The sequence below is a fragment of the Streptomyces sp. NPDC006393 genome (assembly GCF_040628575.1).
GTDB lineage: Bacteria > Actinomycetota > Actinomycetes > Streptomycetales > Streptomycetaceae > Streptomyces.
On the sequence record NZ_JBEXZD010000055.1, the window covers coordinates 1 to 17,521 of the forward strand.

Here is a 17,521-nt window from a genome sequence, read left to right on the forward strand (position 1 = left end):
GCGGTGTGACCGGACGGCGGCGCCGGGATCCACAGCGGGTGGGCCGTCGGCGGACGGGACGGCCCCGGAGGGGACGGCGGCAGACCCGGACGGCGAGGTGGTGCCGTCACTTCTGCCAGCCGACCCGGGTGAAGTCGATGTCGCCGAGGCCTGGCACCCCGTAGTTCGCCAGGCCCTTGCGGACGGCGAGCACCTGCGGGCGCTGATAGAGCTCGATGTCGTGGCCCAGGCTCCAGATCTCGGCGTCGGCCTGGTTGTACAGGCGGCGGGCCTGCTTCACGTCGAGGGTGCCGACGGCCCGGTCGAGCAGTCGGTCCACGTCCGCGGAGGCGACCCGGCCGTAGTTCTCGAACACCTGCTGTCCCTGGGGGCTGTGGTAGATGGCGTAGGTGGAGCTCGGGTAGGTCAGGCCGACGAACCGGAAGATGGCGAGGTCGAAGTTGCCCTTGTTCAGGTACTTGGGGCCGTAGGCGTCGGCGGGCACCTTGAGGAGGTCGACCTTCACGCCGACCCCGGCGAGCATCTGCTGGAGCAGCTGGGCCAGGTCGAGCCCGAGGCGGTTGGTGTTCGCGTCCAGCACGAAGCGCAGGGTGAGGCTTCTGCCGTCCTTGACGCGCGGCTTTCCCGCGCCGCGGCTGTGCCAGCCGGCCCTCTCCAGGGCGCGGGCGGCGGCCTTCGGGTCGTAGGTGCCGTAGCGGCCGGAGTTGTCGGCGTACCCCGGCTGGTCGGTCATGAAGAAGTGGTTCCCGAGCAGGGGCACCTTCACGGGCAGGCCCTCCGCCGCCACGTCCGCCAGGGCCTTGCGGTTGACGGCCTGCTGGAGCGCGTTGCGCACGGTCCGGTCGGCGAGCGGGCCGGCGGCGCCGTTCATCGTGACGTGCACCTCGTCCCAGGCGGACCCGACCCGGATGTCGCAGTCCGGCGCCCTGGCGAGCTGCTGGTACGCCTCCGTGGTGGCGGCGTTGACGACGTCGACCTCGCCGTTGCGGAAGGCCTGGAGGGCGGCGGCCGGGTCCAGGACGCGGAGGACCACCCGGTCGAGCCGGGGGTGGGGACCCCACCACGTGCGGGAGCGGACCAGAGTGATCGTCTGCGTGGTCCGGTCGATGGAGCCGAGGGTGAAGGGTCCGGCGGTGATGGGCAGCCGCCCCTGCCAGGCCCGGTCGAACTGGCCGGGGGTGGCGTAGGCGGCCGCCGGGAAGAGCGGCGTGAACAACTGCTGCCAGTCGGCGAAGGGCCGCTTGAAGACGACACGCACCTCGTGCGGGTCCGAGCCCTGCCGGACGTCCCCGATGCGGTCGTACCCGCTCGGGTCGGCCACGGGGTAGCGCTGGTCGCCGCGGCCCAGCGCGCGCCACTGCGCCGCGAAGTCCCGCCAGCTCAGCGGCGTCCCGTCCGACCACCTGGCCTTCGGGTTGAGCCGGTAGGTCACCACCTGGGGGGAGGTCTTGGTGACGGCGGCGGACCGCAGGTACGCGGGGTCGGGCCGCGGTACGCCGTTCACGTCCCGGGCGAACAGCCTCGGCTCCGTCATGGTGTCGACGGTCCAGGTCCCCGTGGTCGCCCCGTCGACGTGGAGGTAGTTGAACTGCGTGATCATCTGCGTGATCGGCAGGGTCAGGGTGCCGCCGGAGCGCAGTGCGTCCGCCGGCCGGGGGTTGATGTCGTAGGCGCCGTACGTCGGAAGCGCCCCGTGCGGTGCGTCGTCCCGGCCGGCGGAGCCGGAACACCCGGCCGCGGCGGCGACGGCGATCACCGCGCTCAGCGCCCAGGCCAACAGTCCTCGTAATCGCCGTACCATCCATCGCCCCCTGTCGAGGATGCGTCCGTCAACTAACCGAACTAGCCAGCGAATTGCGGCACGGCAGCTTAACATCGCAGTGTGTTGACGCTGATCGCCGGACGTCTGGCCCGCTGCGCGGGCCTGTTCCTCGCCTCGGTGGTCCTGTCCTACGCGCTCACCGCGACGGCGCTGTCCCCGCGCGCCTACTTCGAGGACCGGCAGCCGCCTCCGGCCGCCCGCACCGTGGACCGCGAGCTCGCCCGCCTCGGCGTCGACGACCGCACTCCCCTGCCGGAGCGCTTCGGCCACTGGGCCGCCCGGGCGGCCCGCGGCGACCTGGGCCGCACCCTCGACGGGGAGTCCGTGAACGCCGAGTTCGGCCGCCGGGTCCGGGTGTCCGTACGGCTGCTGCTGGCCGGCACCCTCATCGGGACGGCCCTGGGCGTTGCCGCCGGGACGTGGGCGGCGGTGCGCCGCGGCCGGCCCGCCGACCGGGCCCTGACCGTGTTCTCCTTCGCCGTGCTGTCGATCCCCACGTTCGTGCTGGCGCTGCTCCTCAAGACCGGCGCGCTGGCCGTCAACCGGGCGGCGGGCGGCACGGTCATCCGCTACACGGGAGAGCGCACGCCGGGACTGCGGGGCGGCTGGACGGTACACCTGCGCGACGCGGCGGCGCACATGCTGCTCCCGTCGCTCTGTGTCGCGCTCGCCGGCATCGCCTTCTACAGCCGCTACCAGCGCGGCGCCACCCTCGACGTGCTCGGCGCGGACCATCTGCGCACCGCGCAGGCCAAGGGCCTCACCCCGGGCCGCGCCCTGCTGCGGCACGGGCTGCGGATCTCCCTGGTGCCGTCGGCGACGTTCTTCTCCTTCGGCTTCCTCGCCGTGTTCACCGGGGCCGTGTTCACCGAGCGCATCTTCGGCTGGGCGGGGATGGGCACGTGGTTCATGGACTCCGTGGAGAAGGGCGACGTCAACTCGGTGATGGCCGTCAACGTCTTCGCCGCGGCCCTCGTCCTGGCCGCCGGGCTGCTCGCCGACGTGCTGCACGCCGTGCTCGACCCCCGGGTGCGCCGACCGTGAGGGGCACCGGACGGGGACGGGCCGTGCTGCGCCGGCTGCCGCGCCATCCGGGCGCGCTGTGCGGGCTGGCGATGCTGCTGGTCCTGGCCGCGCTGGCCTTCGTGGGACCGTACGTCTGCCCGTGGTCGCACACGGACGTCGACTACACGGCGCTGCGCCGGCCGCCGGGCGCCCGGCACTGGATGGGCACGAACCGGATCGGGCAGGACGTGTTCGCGCAGGCCGTGTGGGGGCTGCGCAAGTCGCTGCTGATCGGCCTTCTGGTCGCCCTGTTCGCCACCGCGCTCGCCGCCGCCGTGGGTGCCTGCGCGGGGTACCTCGGCGGCTGGACGGACCGGGTGCTGATGTTCGTGGTGGACCTGATGCTGGTGCTGCCCGCCTTCCTGGTCCTGGTGGTCCTGGCGCCGCGGCTGCGGAAGTGGGGCTGGCTCGCGCTGGTGGTGGTGCTCGCCCTGCTGGGCTGGATGGTCACCGCGCGGACGGTGCGCGCGCTGACCCTGTCCCTGAAAGAGCGTCAGTTCGTCGTGGTGGCTGAGCTGATGGGGGTGCGGCCGGCCCGGATCATCTGGCGGCACATCCTGCCGCACACGGCGTCGTTCCTGATCACCGACGCGACGGTCGCCGTGGCCGGGGCGGTGATCAGCGAGACCGGACTGTCCTACTTCGGGTTCGGCGTGCAGCCGCCCGACGTGTCCCTGGGCACGCTCATCGCGGACGGGACGGATGTGGCGCTGGTGTATCCGTGGATGTTCTTCTTCCCCGCGGGCCTGCTGATCGCGTTCGTACTCGCGGTCAATCTCCTGGGCAACGCGCTGCGGGAGGCACTCGACCCCGCGGCCGTGCGCACGTCCTCCGTGCCGTCCCACGCCGCCGCGCCGGGGATCTCCGGGTGACCGCCGTCCTGGAGGTGCGCGGCCTGACCGTCGCCGTCGGCGGCGGACGGCACGGTCTCGTGCCGGTGGTGCGCGGGGTGGACCTCACGCTGTGCCGCGGCGAAGTCCTGGGGCTGGTGGGCGAGTCGGGGGCGGGCAAGACGCTCACCGCGCTCTCCCTGCTGGGCCTGGTGCCGCCGGGCGGACGCCTCGGCGGCTCGGTACGGCTGTCGGGCCACGAACTGGTCGGGCTGCCCGTGCGGGAGCTGGCGCGGATCCGCGGACGCCGGATCGGCATGGTCTTCCAGGACCCGCTGCACGCGTTCACCCCGGTGCGGCAGGTCGGCGACCAGATCGCGGAGGCGATACGGATCCACGAGCGCCCGCGTCCGGGGCGCGCGCCGGCGCTGCGGCGGGCGGTGGAACTGCTGGACTTCGTGGGGGTGCCGGATCCGGCGCGGGCCGCGCGGGCCTACCCCCATCAGCTGTCCGGCGGGATGTGCCAGCGGGCGATGATCGCGATGGCGGTGGCCAACCGCCCCGAGGTCCTCGTCGCCGACGAGCCCACGAGCGCGCTCGACGTCACCGTGCAGGCCCAGATCCTCCAGGCTCTCGCGGACGCCCGGCGGGAGACCGGTGCGGCGCTGTTGCTGGTCACCCACGATCTCGCGGTGGCCGCCGAGGAGGCGGACCGGGTGGCGGTCATGTACGCGGGGCGGATCGTGGAGACCGGTCCGGTGGCGGCGGTGCTGTCCCGGCCCAGGATGCCGTACACGCTGGGGCTCGTCGGCTCGGTGCCCCGGCCGGACGCCAGGGTGGTGCTGACACCGGTACCCGGCACCGCGCCACCGCCGGACGCCGTCGGCCCGGGGTGTGCCTTCGCGCCGCGCTGCCCCCTGGCCCAGCCGCGGTGCGCGGGGACCGAACCGGAACTGGCGGGCGTGGACGGCCTGTCCGGGTCCGGACCGACCGGAGCGGACGCACACGAGGTGGCCTGCCACCGGACGGCCGTCGTACCGCACCTGACGGCGGCGGAGCTGTTCCCGTCGTCGGCCGTCACACCGCCCGGGACCGCCGCCGCGCTCGACGGGGCGCCGCCGGCGGGCACCGCGCCCTCCGCCGCCGCGTCCGAGGCCGTGCTACGGGTCTCAGGGCTCGCCCGGTCCTACCGGCTACCGCGCGGTCGGGGGCGGAGCGAGCGCTCACTGCCCGCCGTCGAACACGTCGACCTGGAGGTCCGCCGCGGCGAGACCCACGCGCTGGTCGGCGAGTCCGGCGCCGGGAAGACCACCACCCTGATGGCGGTCGCCTCGTTCGCCGTGCCCGAGGCCGGCCGGGTGGAGGTCCTCGGACAGGACACGGCGCTGCTCTCCCGGGACACGGCACGACGGTTGCGCGGGGCTGTGCAGATCGTGCCCCAGGATCCGTTCTCGAGCCTCGACCCGCGGATGCCGGTCGGCGCCATCGTGGCCGAGCCACTGCTCGCGGGGCACGCCTCGCGGGCCGTCGTGGGGGCGCGCGTGCCGCGGCTGCTGGCCCAGGTCGGCCTGGACCCCACGGACGCGGACCGCTATCCGCACGAGTTCTCGGGAGGGCAGCGGCAGCGCATCGCCATCGCCCGTGCGCTGGCGACGGAGCCCGCGCTGCTGCTGCTCGACGAGCCGGTGTCCGCGCTGGACGTGTCGGTGCAGGCCGGGATCCTGGACCTGCTGCTGCGGCTGAAGCAGGACATCGGGCCGGCCTGTCTGCTGGTCACGCACGATCTCGCGGTGGTGCGGCAGATCGCCGACCGGGTGTCCGTGATGTACGGGGGCCGGACGGTGGAGACGGGCGCGGTGGCCGAGGTGTTCGGCCGGCCGCGCCATCCCTACACGCGGGCGCTGCTCTCGGCCGTCCCGCTCCTGGCCCCGGCCGCCCGGCCGGCCCGGCGCCGGATCACCCTGCCCGGTGAGCAGCTCTCCGCCGCGCAGCCGGGCGCCGGGTGCCGCTTCAGGCCCCGGTGCCCGGTGTGGGCGGCACTGGCGTCCGCCCAGCGGACGCGCTGCGAGACGGGGCTGCCGCCGCAGGTGCCCCTCGCCCCTTCGGGCACGCACGCCGCGGCCTGCCATTTCCCGCTCGGTGATGTGGCTGTGCACGACTCCCGCACCGGCACAGACACCCCCTGGTCGACCGGACCGGCGTGAGCGGGGGCTCAGCAGCAGCCGCCGCCGGTGACCGGGCCCGCCTCCTTGACGAGGGGACGTTCCGAGCCATGGGACCCGTGCACCCACGTCCCCATGGTCACGAGTCCGCCGATGAAGATCATGCTTGCGATGAGTGCGAATATCTTGAGACGCACTGGAATCCCTTCCTGTGAGGCTCGAGAGAACTTCGATGACTCCTTGAGTCAACTTGACTTGACTATCTGAGTCAAGTAGCAGAAAGCAAAATACAGGCCAGGGGAAACGGAATAGAGATATCCGAATGGAATTCGTTTCTCCGTACGCACACCCATGGCCGCTCCGAGGCCACCGCGCGTCGGCGCAGAAGAGGGTAAGGGTCAAGCCAATCTCCTTGACCAGTCGTTGACTTCCCTGTAAGGTCGGAGTGTCATGGTGGTGGTCAAGCACCCCCTCAGGGAGCAACATATGAACCCTCGTGAGACCTCCACCCCCACCGAATTGGGCGAGCGGATCAAGCTGCTGCGCGGCAAGCGCGGACTCAAGCAGCAGGACCTCGCGTCCCGGGAGATATCGGCGAGCTACATCTCCCTGATCGAGTCCGGCAAGCGGGCGCCCTCGGACGCCGTGCTCACGGCCCTCGCCCAGCGCCTGGAGTGCTCCGTGGAGTACCTCCGCACCGGACGCGACGACAAGGAGCTGGAAGAGGCGCGGCTGCGCCTGGCATTCGGCGAGATGGCCCTGCGCAACGGCAGCAACGGCGAGGCCCTGCAGGCGCTCAGCGAGCTTCTCGCCCATCCGTCCCTGCTGGACGCGCACATGACCCGGCGCGCGCGACTCGCCCAGGCCACCGCCCTGGAAAAGCTCAACCGGATCGAGGCCGCCGTCGCGGTCCTGGACGAACTGCAGCGGGACCCGGAGCTGGCGCCGGGATCGGCCGAGTGGTGCCAGGTCCACGTCGCCCTGTGCCGGTGCTACCGGGACGCCGGCGACATCACGCTCAGCATCGAGATCGGCGAACGTGCCATGACCCGGCTCGACGCCCTCGGTCTGGACGTCACCGTCGACCACATCCAGCTCGGGGCCACGCTCATGGGCTCCTACCACATGCGCGGTGACCTCACCCGGGCCCAGCTGCTGGGGAACAGGCTCGTCGACACCGCCGAGAGGCAGGGCGCGCGGGCCGCACGGGGCGCCGTCTACTGGAACGCCGGGCTCGTGGCCCGCTCGCGCGGTCAGCTCAACGAGGCCCTCGCCCTGGTGGAGCGGGCGCTGGCGCTGATGTCCGAGGACGACAACCTGCGTCACCTGGCCATGCTCAAGATGAACTACGGCTTCCTGCTCCTGCGGGTCGACGCGCCTGAACCGGAGCGGGCCAAACACCTGCTGGAGGAGGCTCAGCAACTGCTGGCCGAAGTGGGCAACGTGCCCGAGCTCGCCGCCTGCGAGGTCCACCTCGCCGACGCGGAGGCCATGCTCGGGAACTGGGACCAGGCCGCGGCCCACGCGGAGCGAGCCCTCGGCCTCTCGGGCAACGAGCTGCGCATCCAGGCCGTCAGCGCGCGCGCCACGCTCGCCGACATCCACCTGCTGCGCGGGGACCGAGGCCAGGCGGCACAGTATCTGCAAGGGGCGACCCGCCAGCTGCGCCAGTTTCCGCCCTCCCACATGACCGCCCTCAACTGGCGCTACATCGGCGACCTGTGGAAGCGGCAGGGCGACAGCGGCGAGGCCCTCAAGGCCTACGACCAAGCGCTGGCGGCCGTCGGCATGACGTCGCACCGCGACCCCAGCACGGTCCTCGCCCGGCAGCACCGGCCCTGACCCCGTCGCCGGCATTCCCCGCCCCGGGCCAATTCCCGCGCCCCGTCCGGCGACTCCGCTTTCCCCCGGAATTCATCCGGGCCCCCCGCCTGCGGCCCCGCGAAGATCCGAATTCCGCGGGACCGCAGGCGAATTCCCCGCGCCGCCGGACGGAACGCCCCCCACGCGGAAGTGCGGAACTCCGCCGCCGCCTCACCGGGCCGTCCCCGCCAGCCGGTGCACCGCGGCGAGCGGGACCGGCAGCAGGTGGGGGCGGTGGCGGGACTCGTAGACGGCCTCGTAGACGGCCTTGTCCGCCTCGAACGCCCGCAGCAGCACCGGGTGGCAGTCGGGGTCGTCCCGCCCCGCCGAGGCGTACCCCGCGGCGAACGCCCGCCGGTTGCGCACGGCCCACGCGTGGGCGCGGCGCAGCCGCCGCAGCCGCTGGGCGGGCGAAGCGCCGTCCGGATCGCCGGAGTCGGGCGCGGCCAGTGCGGTACGGGCGGCGTAGTCGAGGGAGCGCAGCATGCCGGCGACGTCCTTCAGCACCGGCTGCGGGCGGGCGCGTTCGGCGGCGGGCCGGGCGGGCTCGCCCTCGAAGTCGACGATCCGCCAGCCGTCCGCGGTGTGCAGGGCCTGTCCCAGGTGCAGGTCGCCGTGGGTGCGCTGGGTGAAGACGGGGCAGCCGCGGCCGGCCAGCCGGGCGTAGGCGTCGAAGAGCACGCCCAGCCGTCGGGTGTACCGGCCGAGGGCCGGGACCTCCTCGGCGGCCTCCTTGAGCCGGAGATTCATCCGGGCCGCCTCCTCGGCCACGTCCTCGGCCGTCAGCCGGGTCCGTCCGAAGGCCTCGGCCAGCGAGCCGTGCACCTCGGCGACGGCCCGGCCCAGGCTGTGGGCGTACCCGGTGAAGCCGCCGGTGGCCGGGACGCCCCGGCACGAGCCGTCCAGGCATGCGCGTGCCTGCCGTACCGCCTCCTCCCAGCCGTCGCGTGCGTCCGGCAGGAACTCCTCGACCAGGCCGAGCACCAGGCCCTCGGCGCCGGGGGCGTCGCTGTGCAGCGCCCCGTACAGGCGGGGCGTGTGCGCGCAGCTCTGCCGGGTGAGGGCACCGAGCGCGTCGACCTCGGTGTGCGGGCCGGGCTCGGGACGGCGGAAGAGCTTCAGCAGGACCCGGTCGCCGTAGGCCACGGTGGTGTTGGACTGCTCGGCCTCCAGCGGCCGGGGCACCCCGCCGACGGGCAGCGGATACCGGCCGGCGCGCTCCAGGCGCGGCCCGGGACCGGCGCCCCCGTCCGCGAGGGTGCGCAGCAGCAGACCCAGCAGGGTGCCGTCGGCGAGCGCGTCGTACAGGCGCCAGCCCCGCCAGGGGCCGTCCGGCACACAGGTGATGGCGGCGGGTTCGAGGCGGGCGGGCAGGTGCGGGCGCAGCCCCAGCAGGAGCTGGTGGTGCAGCGGCGGTCCGCCGGGTCGGTGGGCCGAGACGACGGCGTGCAGCAACAGCGGCGGCTCGTCGCCGACGACGCTCGCCGCACGGGCCGTCAGCGCCGCCCCGGCGTACCGCGCGTCGAACCAGCGGCGGCCGGACAGCCAGGGACCGAGCGCCGGAAGCATCGGCTCCAGCAGTCCGGGCCCCGCCGGGCGGTCCTCCGCGGGCGTGAGCCACCGTGCGACGGGCGGCCGCGGCGGGGCCGCGGCGCCGGGCGGTGGTGCGGGCATGAGCGGGCGCGCCGCAGACGGCTGTGCGCGCCCGGTCACCGGTGTCATGATCGTTCCTCCCCCGTTCCGTGCTCCGTCAGCGGCGCCCGACCGGGGCCGGCCGCCGACGGGTCGCCAGCAGGTCGATGATCGTGCGGGCGAACAGGTGGCAGTGGTCGCCGGTGCGGGCGGTCACCAGGTCGTCGTGGACGACGACGTCCTGGTCGACGTACTCCCCGCCCATGTTGCGCAGGTCGCCCAGCAGGTTGTTGTGCACCACGGCACGCCGGCCACGCACCAGACCGGGGACCGGGGCCGCGAGCCACATGCCGTGGCAGATGATGCCCTTGACGATCGCCGGGTCGGCGAACGCGCGGCGCAGGAACCGCGTCGCGGGCGGCAGCCGGCCGGGGTCCTCGGTGTAGCGCAGCCGGTCCGCGACCATCCCGGAGGGCACGATCACCGCGGAGAACTCCTTCAGCCCGAACTCGTCCACGTCCTCGAAGGACTCGGTGACGTCGAAGGGCATCCGGTGCTCGTGGCCCCGGAAGGTGATCGTGTCGTTGCCCCACAGCCGGGACAGGAAGTGGATCTCGGCGCCCTCCTCGGGGAACCGGTGCCGGTAGTAGAGGATCTCGGGTTCGTAGAAGTCGCTCTCCATCAGGACGGCGATCTTGTGACCGGACAGTCGCACGGCTGCTACCCCCGTCCCTTCGCTGTCACCAGGTCGATCAGGAACGGCCCCCGGTGCGCGAGCGCCTGCGCCACGGCGGCCTCCGCCTGGCCGGGCTTCTCCACTCGTACGGCGGCCACGCCCAGCGAGGCGGCGAGGCCGGTGAAGTCGATCGGCGGCCGGCTCAGGTCGAAGATCTCGGGCTGTTCGTGGGCGGGGATGTCCTGGCTGCGCCAGTACTCCTCGATGTTGTACTCCAGCAGCCGGTAGCCGCCGTTGTTGCAGATGACGAACTTGGCGGGGATGCCGTGGCGGGCCGCGGTCCACAGCGCCTGGAAGGTGTACATGCTGCCGCCGTCGCCGGTGAAGGCGACCACCGTGCGGTCCGGATGGGCCAGCTGGGCGCCGAGCGCGCCGGGGATGCCGACGCCGAGCGAGCCGCCGCGGGTCTGCATCCACTGGCCGGGTACGGTCGGAGGCAGGTACCGGAAGATCTCCGGAGAGGCGGTCAGCGCCTCGTCGAACAGCAGGGCGTCCGACGGGAGTTGCCGCGCCAGCTGCTGCGCGAGGGCGATGGTGGGCAATTGCCCGGCGTCGGCGGTGAAGCAGTCCCGTTCCCTCAGTCCGGCGAGCGCGTCGGCCCGTTCGGCGGCGCGCCTGCGCAGCCGTTCGGCCGCCGAGGCCCGCCGGTCGGGCCCCATCCGCCGGCCCAGCTCCTCGGCCAGCAGGCCGAGGGTGGCCTTCGGGTCGGCGGCGATGCCGAGGTCGACCGGGTGGTTCTTGGCGATCGCGTCGGTGTCCAGGTCGATGTGCACGACCGGGACTCCGTCGCCGAAGACCCCGTCGAGGGCCGGGTAGACCTCGGGCAGGGCGTAGGTGCCGACGATCAGCACACCGTCGGCGACGCCGGTGATCCGCCGGCTCTGCTCGCCGAACATGTGGCCCAGCTGGCCCGCGTACGCCGGGTGTTCGGCGGAGAGGTTGACCTCCGCCCAGTCCGCGCCGTACACGTCGGCGCCCCACACCTCGGCGAGGCGGGCCAGTTCGGGCTGGGCACCGGCGAAGTGCACGCCGTCACCGGCGACGACCAGCGGGCGTTCGGCGCCGGCCAGCAGGGCCGCCGCGCGCTCCACGGTCTCGGCGGAGGGCGCGCTGCGGGTGTCCGGGTAGGAGACGGGCACGACGGCCTCGCGGGTGTCGCGGTCCATCACGTCGGCGGGCAGCACCACCAGCACCGGGCCGTAGGGCGGGGTGCCGGCCACCTTGAAGGCGCGGCGCAGCACGCGCAGGGTGGAGTCGGGGTCGACGACCCGGGTCGCCCACTTGGTGACGGGGCGGGCCATGCCGACCAGGTCGGCGGCCATCTGCGCGTCCATGCCGTCGTAGCGCAGCCCGGCCTCGCCGACGAGCGTCACGATGGGGGCGTGCCCGCGCATCGCCTGGTAGAGCATGCCGATGCCGTTGCCGAGGCCGACTCCGGAGTGCAGTTGCAGGACCGCCGGGGTGCGGGTGGCGCGGGCGTGGCCGTCCGCCATGCCGACGGCCGTGGCCTCCTGGAGGGCCAGGACGTACCTGACCGAGGGGAAGGAGCGCAGTTCGTCGAGGAACCCCTGCTCGACCGTGCCGGGGTTGCCGAACATGTACCGGACCCCTTCGGCCTGCAGTTGCTCCAGCAGCGCGACCCGCGCGGGCCTTGCGTCCATGGTGTGCTCACCTCTCGTGGGACGGCGGGTTGCGGCCGGGCGTCAGGCGGTGGCCGCCCTGAACCCCCACTGCCGCAGGCCGTGTTCGAGGACCTCGACGGTCTTCTGGCCGGTCAGGTAGGAGTCGGGGGTGGAGCGTCCGGTGATGAACGGGTAGTCCACGATCACCGAGGTCTCCTTGCCGAAGTTGCCGTGGTAGGCGCCGCCGGGTGCGGTGGCGTCGCGCAGGATGTACTCCAGCGGGTACGGCGGCGGGCCGATGACGAAGTCGGTGCCGAGGAAGCCGGTGCCGTCCTTGTAGTCGTACTCGATGCAGTGCCCGGTGACGTGTTTGCCGCGGATGATGGACTCGCGGGTCTCCTGGTCGCGGGCGAAGGCGAGGCAGGCGACGCCGTAGCACTCGGCGGCGATCGGCCGGTCCAGCTCGTGGAAGGCGAGGATCAGGTCGTGCACCCGCCAGTTGTTGGCGAGGTCGACGATGGGTCCGCTGCCGCCGACGATGAGCAGCGCGTCGTAGCGGTCGGCGATCTGGGCCCGGACCTGCTCCAGGCGCGTGTTGTACGCCTCCCAGTCGCGCAGGAAGTACGGCTTGGACCGGTACGGCCGGTCGGGCAGCCAAGACGCCAGGTCGAGCGGGTTGTCGAGCCGGTCCGAGGCCTCCACGGCGCGCACCTTGGCGGCCATCTCGGGCGTGGTGACGGAGCGGCCCAGCGGCGGGTCGATGTAGTCGGGGTCCATGCTCGGCGGGAGCGCCTCGGGCCGCTTGCCGGTGGGGGTGGCGAAGGTGAGGTGGTAGCCGGCCTTGTCGAAGGTCTCCAGGGGGCCGATCAGCTCCTCGCCCCAGTACCCGTACTCGGACAGGACGATGAGGATGCGCTTGGTCATGAGGGTGTTCCTCTCGGGTCGGGCGGGCCGCTACAGCGAGGCCGATCCGGGCATGGCGGCGATGTCGTCGACGACGTACTCGGCGATGCGGACGGCCCCGTCCTCGACGGCCAGCGTCCAGGTCTGGGAGGCGTCGAAGCCGAGCCAGGTGCTGCGGGCGGCCGGCGGGCTCCACACCTTCGCCTGCCAGTTGACGACGACCTCGACCTCGGCCCGCAGATGGGTGCCGGACAGGATACGGACCGAGGTCAGCGTGTGGACCTCGTCGAAGAACTTGTGGGCGACGGCGTCGTACCAGTCCGTGAAGCCCGGGATGCCGTGGAAGGTGCCCTCGGGGAACTTCATGACGAGCCCGTCCCGCGTCAGGTACGGCAGCAGCTCGTCGAGGGGGGCGTGCTGGTCGAGGGCGTCGAACCAGCACAGGGCGAAGTCCTGTGCCGACTCCTGGGTGATGGTGGTCGCTGCCATGGGTGTCCTTCCCTTTCGTGGCGGGTGCGCTCAGTGGCCGTGCGGGGGGTGGACCGGCTGCTCGTCGCGGTAGCCCTGGCTGACCTCGACCACCACACCGTCGGGGTCGGTGACCCAGACGGTGCGCCAGCCGGGGATGAACTCGTCGAACTCCAGGGGGCCCAGGGAGATCGGGACGGCTTCCCCGGCCCGGTCGAGGAAGGCCTGGAGGTCGTCCGTCTGGAAGGCGAGGTGCCGGATGCTGCCGGGCTGCTGCGGTCCGTCGCCGCCGGCCGCCGGTCCGGGGTCGGCGTGCGAGGTGAAGAGTTCGAGGTAGGCGTCGCCGTTGCGCAGGAACACGATGCGGTCCTCGCCGAGTTCCACCGCGCGGGCCCGCTCGAAGCCGAACCAGGTGCGGTAGAAGGCCTCGGTGGCGTCCAGGTCGCGGCAGTTGAGCCCGGCGTGGGACCACCGCAGCGCGGTGCGTGCGGGGGTGTCAGGCACCTCGGTCCTCCTTGATGAGGTCGGCGGCCCGCTCGGCCACGGCGACGATGGCGGTGTGGGGGTTGCCGGAGGGCACGGTCGGCATGACGGAGGCGTCGACCACACGCAGCCCGCGGACCTGGTGCACCCGCAGCCGGGGGTCGACCACGGATCCGTCGTCCACGCCCATCCGGCAGGAGCCGGCCTGATGGTGGTAGGTGTCGGCGCGGGAGCGGACGAACTCGGTCAGTTCGGCCTCGGTGCGCACCTTCGGCCCGGGCAGCAGCTCGCCCTTGAGGACGGAGGCGAACGGAGTCGCCGCGAAGATCTCCCGGGCCAGCCGCACCCCGCTCACCAGGCGCCGGGTGTCGTCGTGGTCGCCCAGGTAGTTGGGGTGGATGAGGGGCGGGCTGGACGGGTCGGCGTCCGCCAGCCGGATCCAGCCCCGCGAGCGCGGCTGGACGACTCCGGGCAGGATGCTGACGGCGTTCGGGTGCTGCCGGCCGACGATGATGTCGAACGGCACGTGCACGAAGCCGAGTTGCAGGTCGGGCACGCTGAGCCCGGGGCGGGAGGCGGTGAACAGCGCGCTCTCCGACATGTTCTGCCGCGGCGGCCCCACGGTCTCCAGTGTCTCGGCGATCACTCCGGTGAGCACGTGGTTGTGGAAGTTCTCCCCGACCCCGGGCACCTCGGCGACCAGCGGCACACCGTGCCGGCGCAGCTGCGCCGGGTGCCCGATGCCGGACAGCATCAGCAGCTTGGGCGACTCGATCGCGCCGGAGCAGACCAGCACCTCGCCGGCCGCGCGCACGGTGTACTCACCGGGCTCGTCGGTCGCCGCCTCACCGATGAGGCGGCCCTCGCCCTCGGGGGCCCCGGTGGCCCGGAGCCGGTAGGTCACGCCCACGCAGCGGTCGCCGTCGAAGACGAGCCTGCTCGCCCGGGCTCCGGTGCGCAGGGTCAGGTTGGGGCGGTCCAGGGCCGGTTCCAGATAGGCCTGGAGGGCGCCCTGCCTGCGGCCGTCCACGACGTCGAGGTGGTGCCAGCCGACGCCGAGCATCCGGCCGGCGTTGAAGTCCTCGGTCCGCTCGTGCCCGAGCTCGACGCAGGCCTCGATGAAGGTCCGCGAGTACGGATTGGGGTCGTGCAGGCCCGCGTTGGTGACCCGCTGCGGGCCCTCGGTGCCGCTGACGCCCTCCGTGGGGTCCTCCTGCGACTCCAGCTTCCTGAAGTACGGCAGCAGGTCCTCGTGGCTCCAGCCCTCCGCGCCCTGCTTCACCCAGCCGTCGAAGTCCGAGGGGTGCCCGCGGACGTGCATCATGATGTACAGGTTGCTGCTGCCGCCGGGCATCCTCCCCCGCGGCTCGTACACCACGCGTCCGCCCAGACCGGGCTGCGGCACCGTCCGGTAGCCCCAGTCGACGGAGCTGCCGAGCAGCGTGACCCACTGCGGTGCGGAGTCCACCGCCGCCGGGATCCACGGGCCGCCGGCCTCCAGCAGCAGCACCCGAACGCCGGGGTCCTCGGTGAGCCGGTGGGCGAGCACCGATCCCGCGGTGCCCGCGCCCACGATGACGTAGTCGAATTCCTCCACGGCCCGCTCCGTGTCTCAGCCCGCGAGCACGGCGCGGAAGGGCACCGTGTCGTGGAAGTTGGCCACATGGGCGATCTCTCCGCCCACGACGCGGAAGTAGTTGGCGACGTCGGCCTCGATGGTGCCGCCGGCCGGGGTCTTCGCGGAGATGTGGGAGATCACGGCCGCCTGCTCGCCCTCGACGACGACGTGCCGGGGGGTGTTCGTGAACGACGCGTACATCTCGGGGAAGCCGGCCAGGATCCCGCGCAGCGCCTCCCGTCCCTCCACGCGGCCGGCCAGCTGCTCGTCGAAGACGGCGTCGACGGCGAACAGGTCGGCGAAGCCGGACCAGTCGCCCTGGTTGGCCAGCTCGTAGTAGCGGGTGATGACGTCCCTGGTGTCCATGCGTGCCTCCTGTGAGGAATCGGTTCTTCGCACCTGGGCGGGGCTCGGACGGTTCAGGCGACGAACGCCTCGAACTCGGCGGTGCCGGCGCCGAGCATCGCGCCCCGCCCGGAGACGATGCGGCCGTCCCGCCAGCGCAGGACGTGCACCTCCTCGATGTCCATCCGCCGTCCGGGGTCGCCGGCGCGGCTCGCCGTGTTGTGGGTGACGGCCACGGCCGTGTCGTCCCCGACGAGGACGGAGACGAACTCCATCGCCAGGGAGCCGCCGGACAGTTCGCCCATCGTGGTGAGGAACCCGATGAACTCGTCCAGGCCCGTGTAGGTGCGGGAGACCCGGGAGCGGCCGGCGGCCTGCCAGGTGACCCGGGGGTCCCAGTACTCCTCGATGGCCGTACGGTCCCCGCTGCCGAGCGCGCCGTAGGCGGCCTCGACGCGCTCCCGGGTCAGGGCGCCGGTGTTCCTGTCCATGGAATCCGTCACTCCTTCTTTCAGCTCGACGCATCATCGAATTCAGCGGAAAGGGGCAATGCCTCGAATACCGCCGTGAATTCATTACACAAGGCCCGCGGATCCCGGACAACGGAATGCCGTGGCGCACGCGGCACTTGGCCAAGTCGGACGTCGTACTGTCGTGCCACGACGCGGTGCCCCTCCATCGGACGGGCCGATGAAGGGGCACCGGGGGGAGGCGGCCCAGGAGGGCGCGGGAGGGGCCGCGGGTGTCAGCCGACGGTCGCGGGAATGCCGACGACATCCCGCATCTCGGCCTCGCTGTAGAACAGATGGAACACCGAGCCGCCGGGGTCCAGGGCGGCGGAGTCGTCGAGTCCGCCGAGGTGGACCGGCACCCAGCCGGCGTCCCGGACCAACTCGGCGACGATCGCGGCGGCTGCCTCGTCGTCGGCGGCGACGGCCATGGCCCAGTAGCCGGCCTGCTCGCTGCCGCGCGGCCAGAGCAGCTCGTCGGGCACGTGGCTGAACGCCCGCACGACGGTGCTGTCGGGCAGCCTGCGCGCCATGCGGCGGCCCTCGGTGAGACCGGGCTCCAGGGCGGAGGCCCAGCGCCCGTCGACGTAGGCGAGGTGGTTGGTCGCGTTGATGACGATCTTGCCGGCGAGCAGCCCGCCGATCTCGTCGGTCAGCTCGTCGACCGTCTCGCCCGGCACGGCGAGCAGGACGATGTCCGCGGTCTTGGCGGCCTCCGCGGGAAGCGCCACACCGGCCCGCTCACCGAGCGCCGCGATGTCCGCGGCGTGCGCCTCGGGGTTGCGCGAGCCGAAGACGACCGTGTGACCCGCGGCGAGCCAGAGACGGCCGGCCGCCGTGCCGATCCGTCCGGTGCCGATGACGGCGAGGCGGCGCGGTGTCGTGGTGTCGGGCATGGCCGGTTCACCTCCTCGCTGGTCAGACCTGGCCCTCGGACAGGCGGTCGGGCAGCTCCTTCAGCCGGTACTGCGACCACATGAACTCGTTGACCGCGTGCGGGTCACCGGCGTGCACCCGCACCTCGGCGATCTTCCCGTCCACCACGCGGTAGGAGGTGCAGGTCGGGAACAGGTACTCGACACCGCCCGAGACGCCGTGTCCCAGGTGCCGCTCGACCACGGTGCCGTCGTCGAGCTCGCCCACGTGCAGGTTGTCCACGCGGATGCCCGCCTTGGCGAGGGCGGCGTTGAACGCCATGACGGCGTCGATGCCCCGGTGCAGACCCGACAGCGGGTGCTGGCCGGGCATGTTCCAGGTGATGTCCGGGGCGTAGATCTCGTTGCGCAGCTGGTCCAGGTCCCGGGCGTGGAAGGCGGCGTACATGCGCTGTACGACTTCGGTGTTCGACGTGACCGTAGTCATTCGTCCTTCTCCTTCGCTTCTCGCTTTTCTCGACGCCGGTTTCGGCGCACCGCTCGTGCCGGCGGAGTGACCAACGACTCGAATACCGCCGTGAATTCAGT

General features: G+C 72.8%; 16 protein-coding genes. 4 read left to right on the top strand and 12 right to left on the bottom strand.

Going from position 1 to position 17,521, the window contains the following annotated elements; genetic code table 11:
* Positions 1–106: 106 nt before the first annotated feature.
* A complete protein-coding gene (locus ABZ484_RS22285) occupies positions 107–1,777 on the bottom strand; it encodes an ABC transporter family substrate-binding protein (protein ID WP_358867652.1) in 1,671 nt (556 codons plus the stop codon).
* A gap of 105 nt (positions 1,778–1,882) precedes the next feature.
* Here ABZ484_RS22285 and ABZ484_RS22290 point away from each other — a divergent pair, with 105 nt between their 5' ends.
* The 4 genes from ABZ484_RS22290 to ABZ484_RS22305 all read left to right on the top strand — a co-directional run bounded on the left by ABZ484_RS22290 (position 1,883) and on the right by ABZ484_RS22305 (position 7,721).
* Complete coding sequence (locus ABZ484_RS22290; protein WP_358867653.1) at positions 1,883–2,866, top strand: ABC transporter permease; 984 nt, start codon at positions 1,883–1,885, stop codon at positions 2,864–2,866.
* Entirely contained in the window at positions 2,863–3,759 is an 897-nt protein-coding gene (locus tag ABZ484_RS22295; protein WP_358867654.1) for an ABC transporter permease, read from the top strand. The genes ABZ484_RS22290 and ABZ484_RS22295 overlap by 4 nt, the downstream gene beginning before the upstream one ends.
* Positions 3,756–5,921, top strand: a complete 2,166-nt coding sequence (locus ABZ484_RS22300) for an ABC transporter ATP-binding protein (RefSeq protein ID WP_358867655.1) — start codon at positions 3,756–3,758, stop codon at positions 5,919–5,921. The genes ABZ484_RS22295 and ABZ484_RS22300 overlap by 4 nt, the downstream gene beginning before the upstream one ends.
* Positions 5,922–6,365: 444 nt before the next feature.
* The gene (locus tag ABZ484_RS22305; protein ID WP_358867656.1) at positions 6,366–7,721 is read left to right on the top strand and encodes a helix-turn-helix domain-containing protein; all 1,356 of its coding nucleotides are present in this window, start codon (positions 6,366–6,368) and stop codon (positions 7,719–7,721) included.
* Positions 7,722–7,913: 192 nt separating this feature from the next.
* On the opposite strand, the gene ABZ484_RS22310 is transcribed toward ABZ484_RS22305, so the two are convergent.
* From ABZ484_RS22310 to ABZ484_RS22360, 11 genes are all read right to left on the bottom strand, one after another.
* Positions 7,914–9,464: a hypothetical protein gene (locus ABZ484_RS22310; RefSeq protein ID WP_358867657.1), complete on the bottom strand. Its 1,551-nt coding sequence runs from the start codon at positions 9,462–9,464 to the stop codon at positions 7,914–7,916.
* A 28-nt stretch (positions 9,465–9,492) separates the two neighbouring features.
* On the bottom strand, positions 9,493–10,089 hold the full coding sequence (locus tag ABZ484_RS22315; RefSeq protein WP_358867658.1) for a DJ-1/PfpI family protein: 597 nt from the start codon (positions 10,087–10,089) through the stop codon (positions 9,493–9,495).
* Between the two features lie 5 nt (positions 10,090–10,094).
* Entirely contained in the window at positions 10,095–11,771 is a 1,677-nt protein-coding gene (locus ABZ484_RS22320) for a thiamine pyrophosphate-binding protein (protein ID WP_358867659.1), read from the bottom strand.
* A gap of 42 nt (positions 11,772–11,813) precedes the next feature.
* Positions 11,814–12,656: a type 1 glutamine amidotransferase domain-containing protein gene (locus tag ABZ484_RS22325; protein ID WP_358867660.1), complete on the bottom strand. Its 843-nt coding sequence runs from the start codon at positions 12,654–12,656 to the stop codon at positions 11,814–11,816.
* Between the two features lie 30 nt (positions 12,657–12,686).
* Positions 12,687–13,124 (bottom strand): nuclear transport factor 2 family protein, encoded by a 438-nt coding sequence (locus ABZ484_RS22330; protein ID WP_358867661.1) that lies wholly within the window; start codon positions 13,122–13,124, stop codon positions 12,687–12,689.
* A gap of 30 nt (positions 13,125–13,154) precedes the next feature.
* Positions 13,155–13,607, bottom strand: coding sequence for a VOC family protein (locus ABZ484_RS22335; protein WP_358867662.1), 453 nt, complete (start codon positions 13,605–13,607; stop codon positions 13,155–13,157).
* Positions 13,600–15,183 (bottom strand): GMC oxidoreductase, encoded by a 1,584-nt coding sequence (locus tag ABZ484_RS22340; RefSeq protein WP_358867663.1) that lies wholly within the window; start codon positions 15,181–15,183, stop codon positions 13,600–13,602. The genes ABZ484_RS22335 and ABZ484_RS22340 overlap by 8 nt, the downstream gene beginning before the upstream one ends.
* A gap of 15 nt (positions 15,184–15,198) precedes the next feature.
* A complete protein-coding gene (locus tag ABZ484_RS22345) occupies positions 15,199–15,570 on the bottom strand; it encodes a nuclear transport factor 2 family protein (protein WP_358867664.1) in 372 nt (123 codons plus the stop codon).
* A 53-nt stretch (positions 15,571–15,623) separates the two neighbouring features.
* Positions 15,624–16,040 carry a nuclear transport factor 2 family protein gene (locus ABZ484_RS22350; RefSeq protein ID WP_358867665.1) on the bottom strand — a complete coding sequence of 139 codons (417 nt, stop codon included), beginning with the start codon at positions 16,038–16,040 and terminating at the stop codon, positions 15,624–15,626.
* 254 nt (positions 16,041–16,294) lie between these two features.
* A complete protein-coding gene (locus tag ABZ484_RS22355) occupies positions 16,295–16,954 on the bottom strand; it encodes an NAD(P)-binding domain-containing protein (RefSeq protein WP_358867666.1) in 660 nt (219 codons plus the stop codon).
* A gap of 22 nt (positions 16,955–16,976) precedes the next feature.
* On the bottom strand, positions 16,977–17,420 hold the full coding sequence (locus ABZ484_RS22360; protein WP_358867667.1) for a nuclear transport factor 2 family protein: 444 nt from the start codon (positions 17,418–17,420) through the stop codon (positions 16,977–16,979).
* Between the last annotated feature and the right edge of the window lie 101 nt (positions 17,421–17,521).

Bases quoted from the DNA above. Each gene is read 5' to 3' on its own strand.
- ABZ484_RS22305 (WP_358867656.1), top strand. From the start codon at position 6,366: ATGAACCCTCGTGAGACCTCCACCCCCACCGAATTGGGCGAGCGGATC.
- ABZ484_RS22310 (WP_358867657.1), bottom strand. From the start codon at position 9,464: ATGACACCGGTGACCGGGCGCGCACAGCCGTCTGCGGCGCGCCCGCTC.
- ABZ484_RS22320 (WP_358867659.1), bottom strand. From the start codon at position 11,771: ATGGACGCAAGGCCCGCGCGGGTCGCGCTGCTGGAGCAACTGCAGGCC.
- ABZ484_RS22325 (WP_358867660.1), bottom strand. From the start codon at position 12,656: ATGACCAAGCGCATCCTCATCGTCCTGTCCGAGTACGGGTACTGGGGC.
- ABZ484_RS22330 (WP_358867661.1), bottom strand. From the start codon at position 13,124: ATGGCAGCGACCACCATCACCCAGGAGTCGGCACAGGACTTCGCCCTG.
- ABZ484_RS22345 (WP_358867664.1), bottom strand. From the start codon at position 15,570: ATGGACACCAGGGACGTCATCACCCGCTACTACGAGCTGGCCAACCAG.
- ABZ484_RS22350 (WP_358867665.1), bottom strand. From the start codon at position 16,040: ATGGACAGGAACACCGGCGCCCTGACCCGGGAGCGCGTCGAGGCCGCC.
- ABZ484_RS22355 (WP_358867666.1), bottom strand. From the start codon at position 16,954: ATGCCCGACACCACGACACCGCGCCGCCTCGCCGTCATCGGCACCGGA.
- ABZ484_RS22360 (WP_358867667.1), bottom strand. From the start codon at position 17,420: ATGACTACGGTCACGTCGAACACCGAAGTCGTACAGCGCATGTACGCC.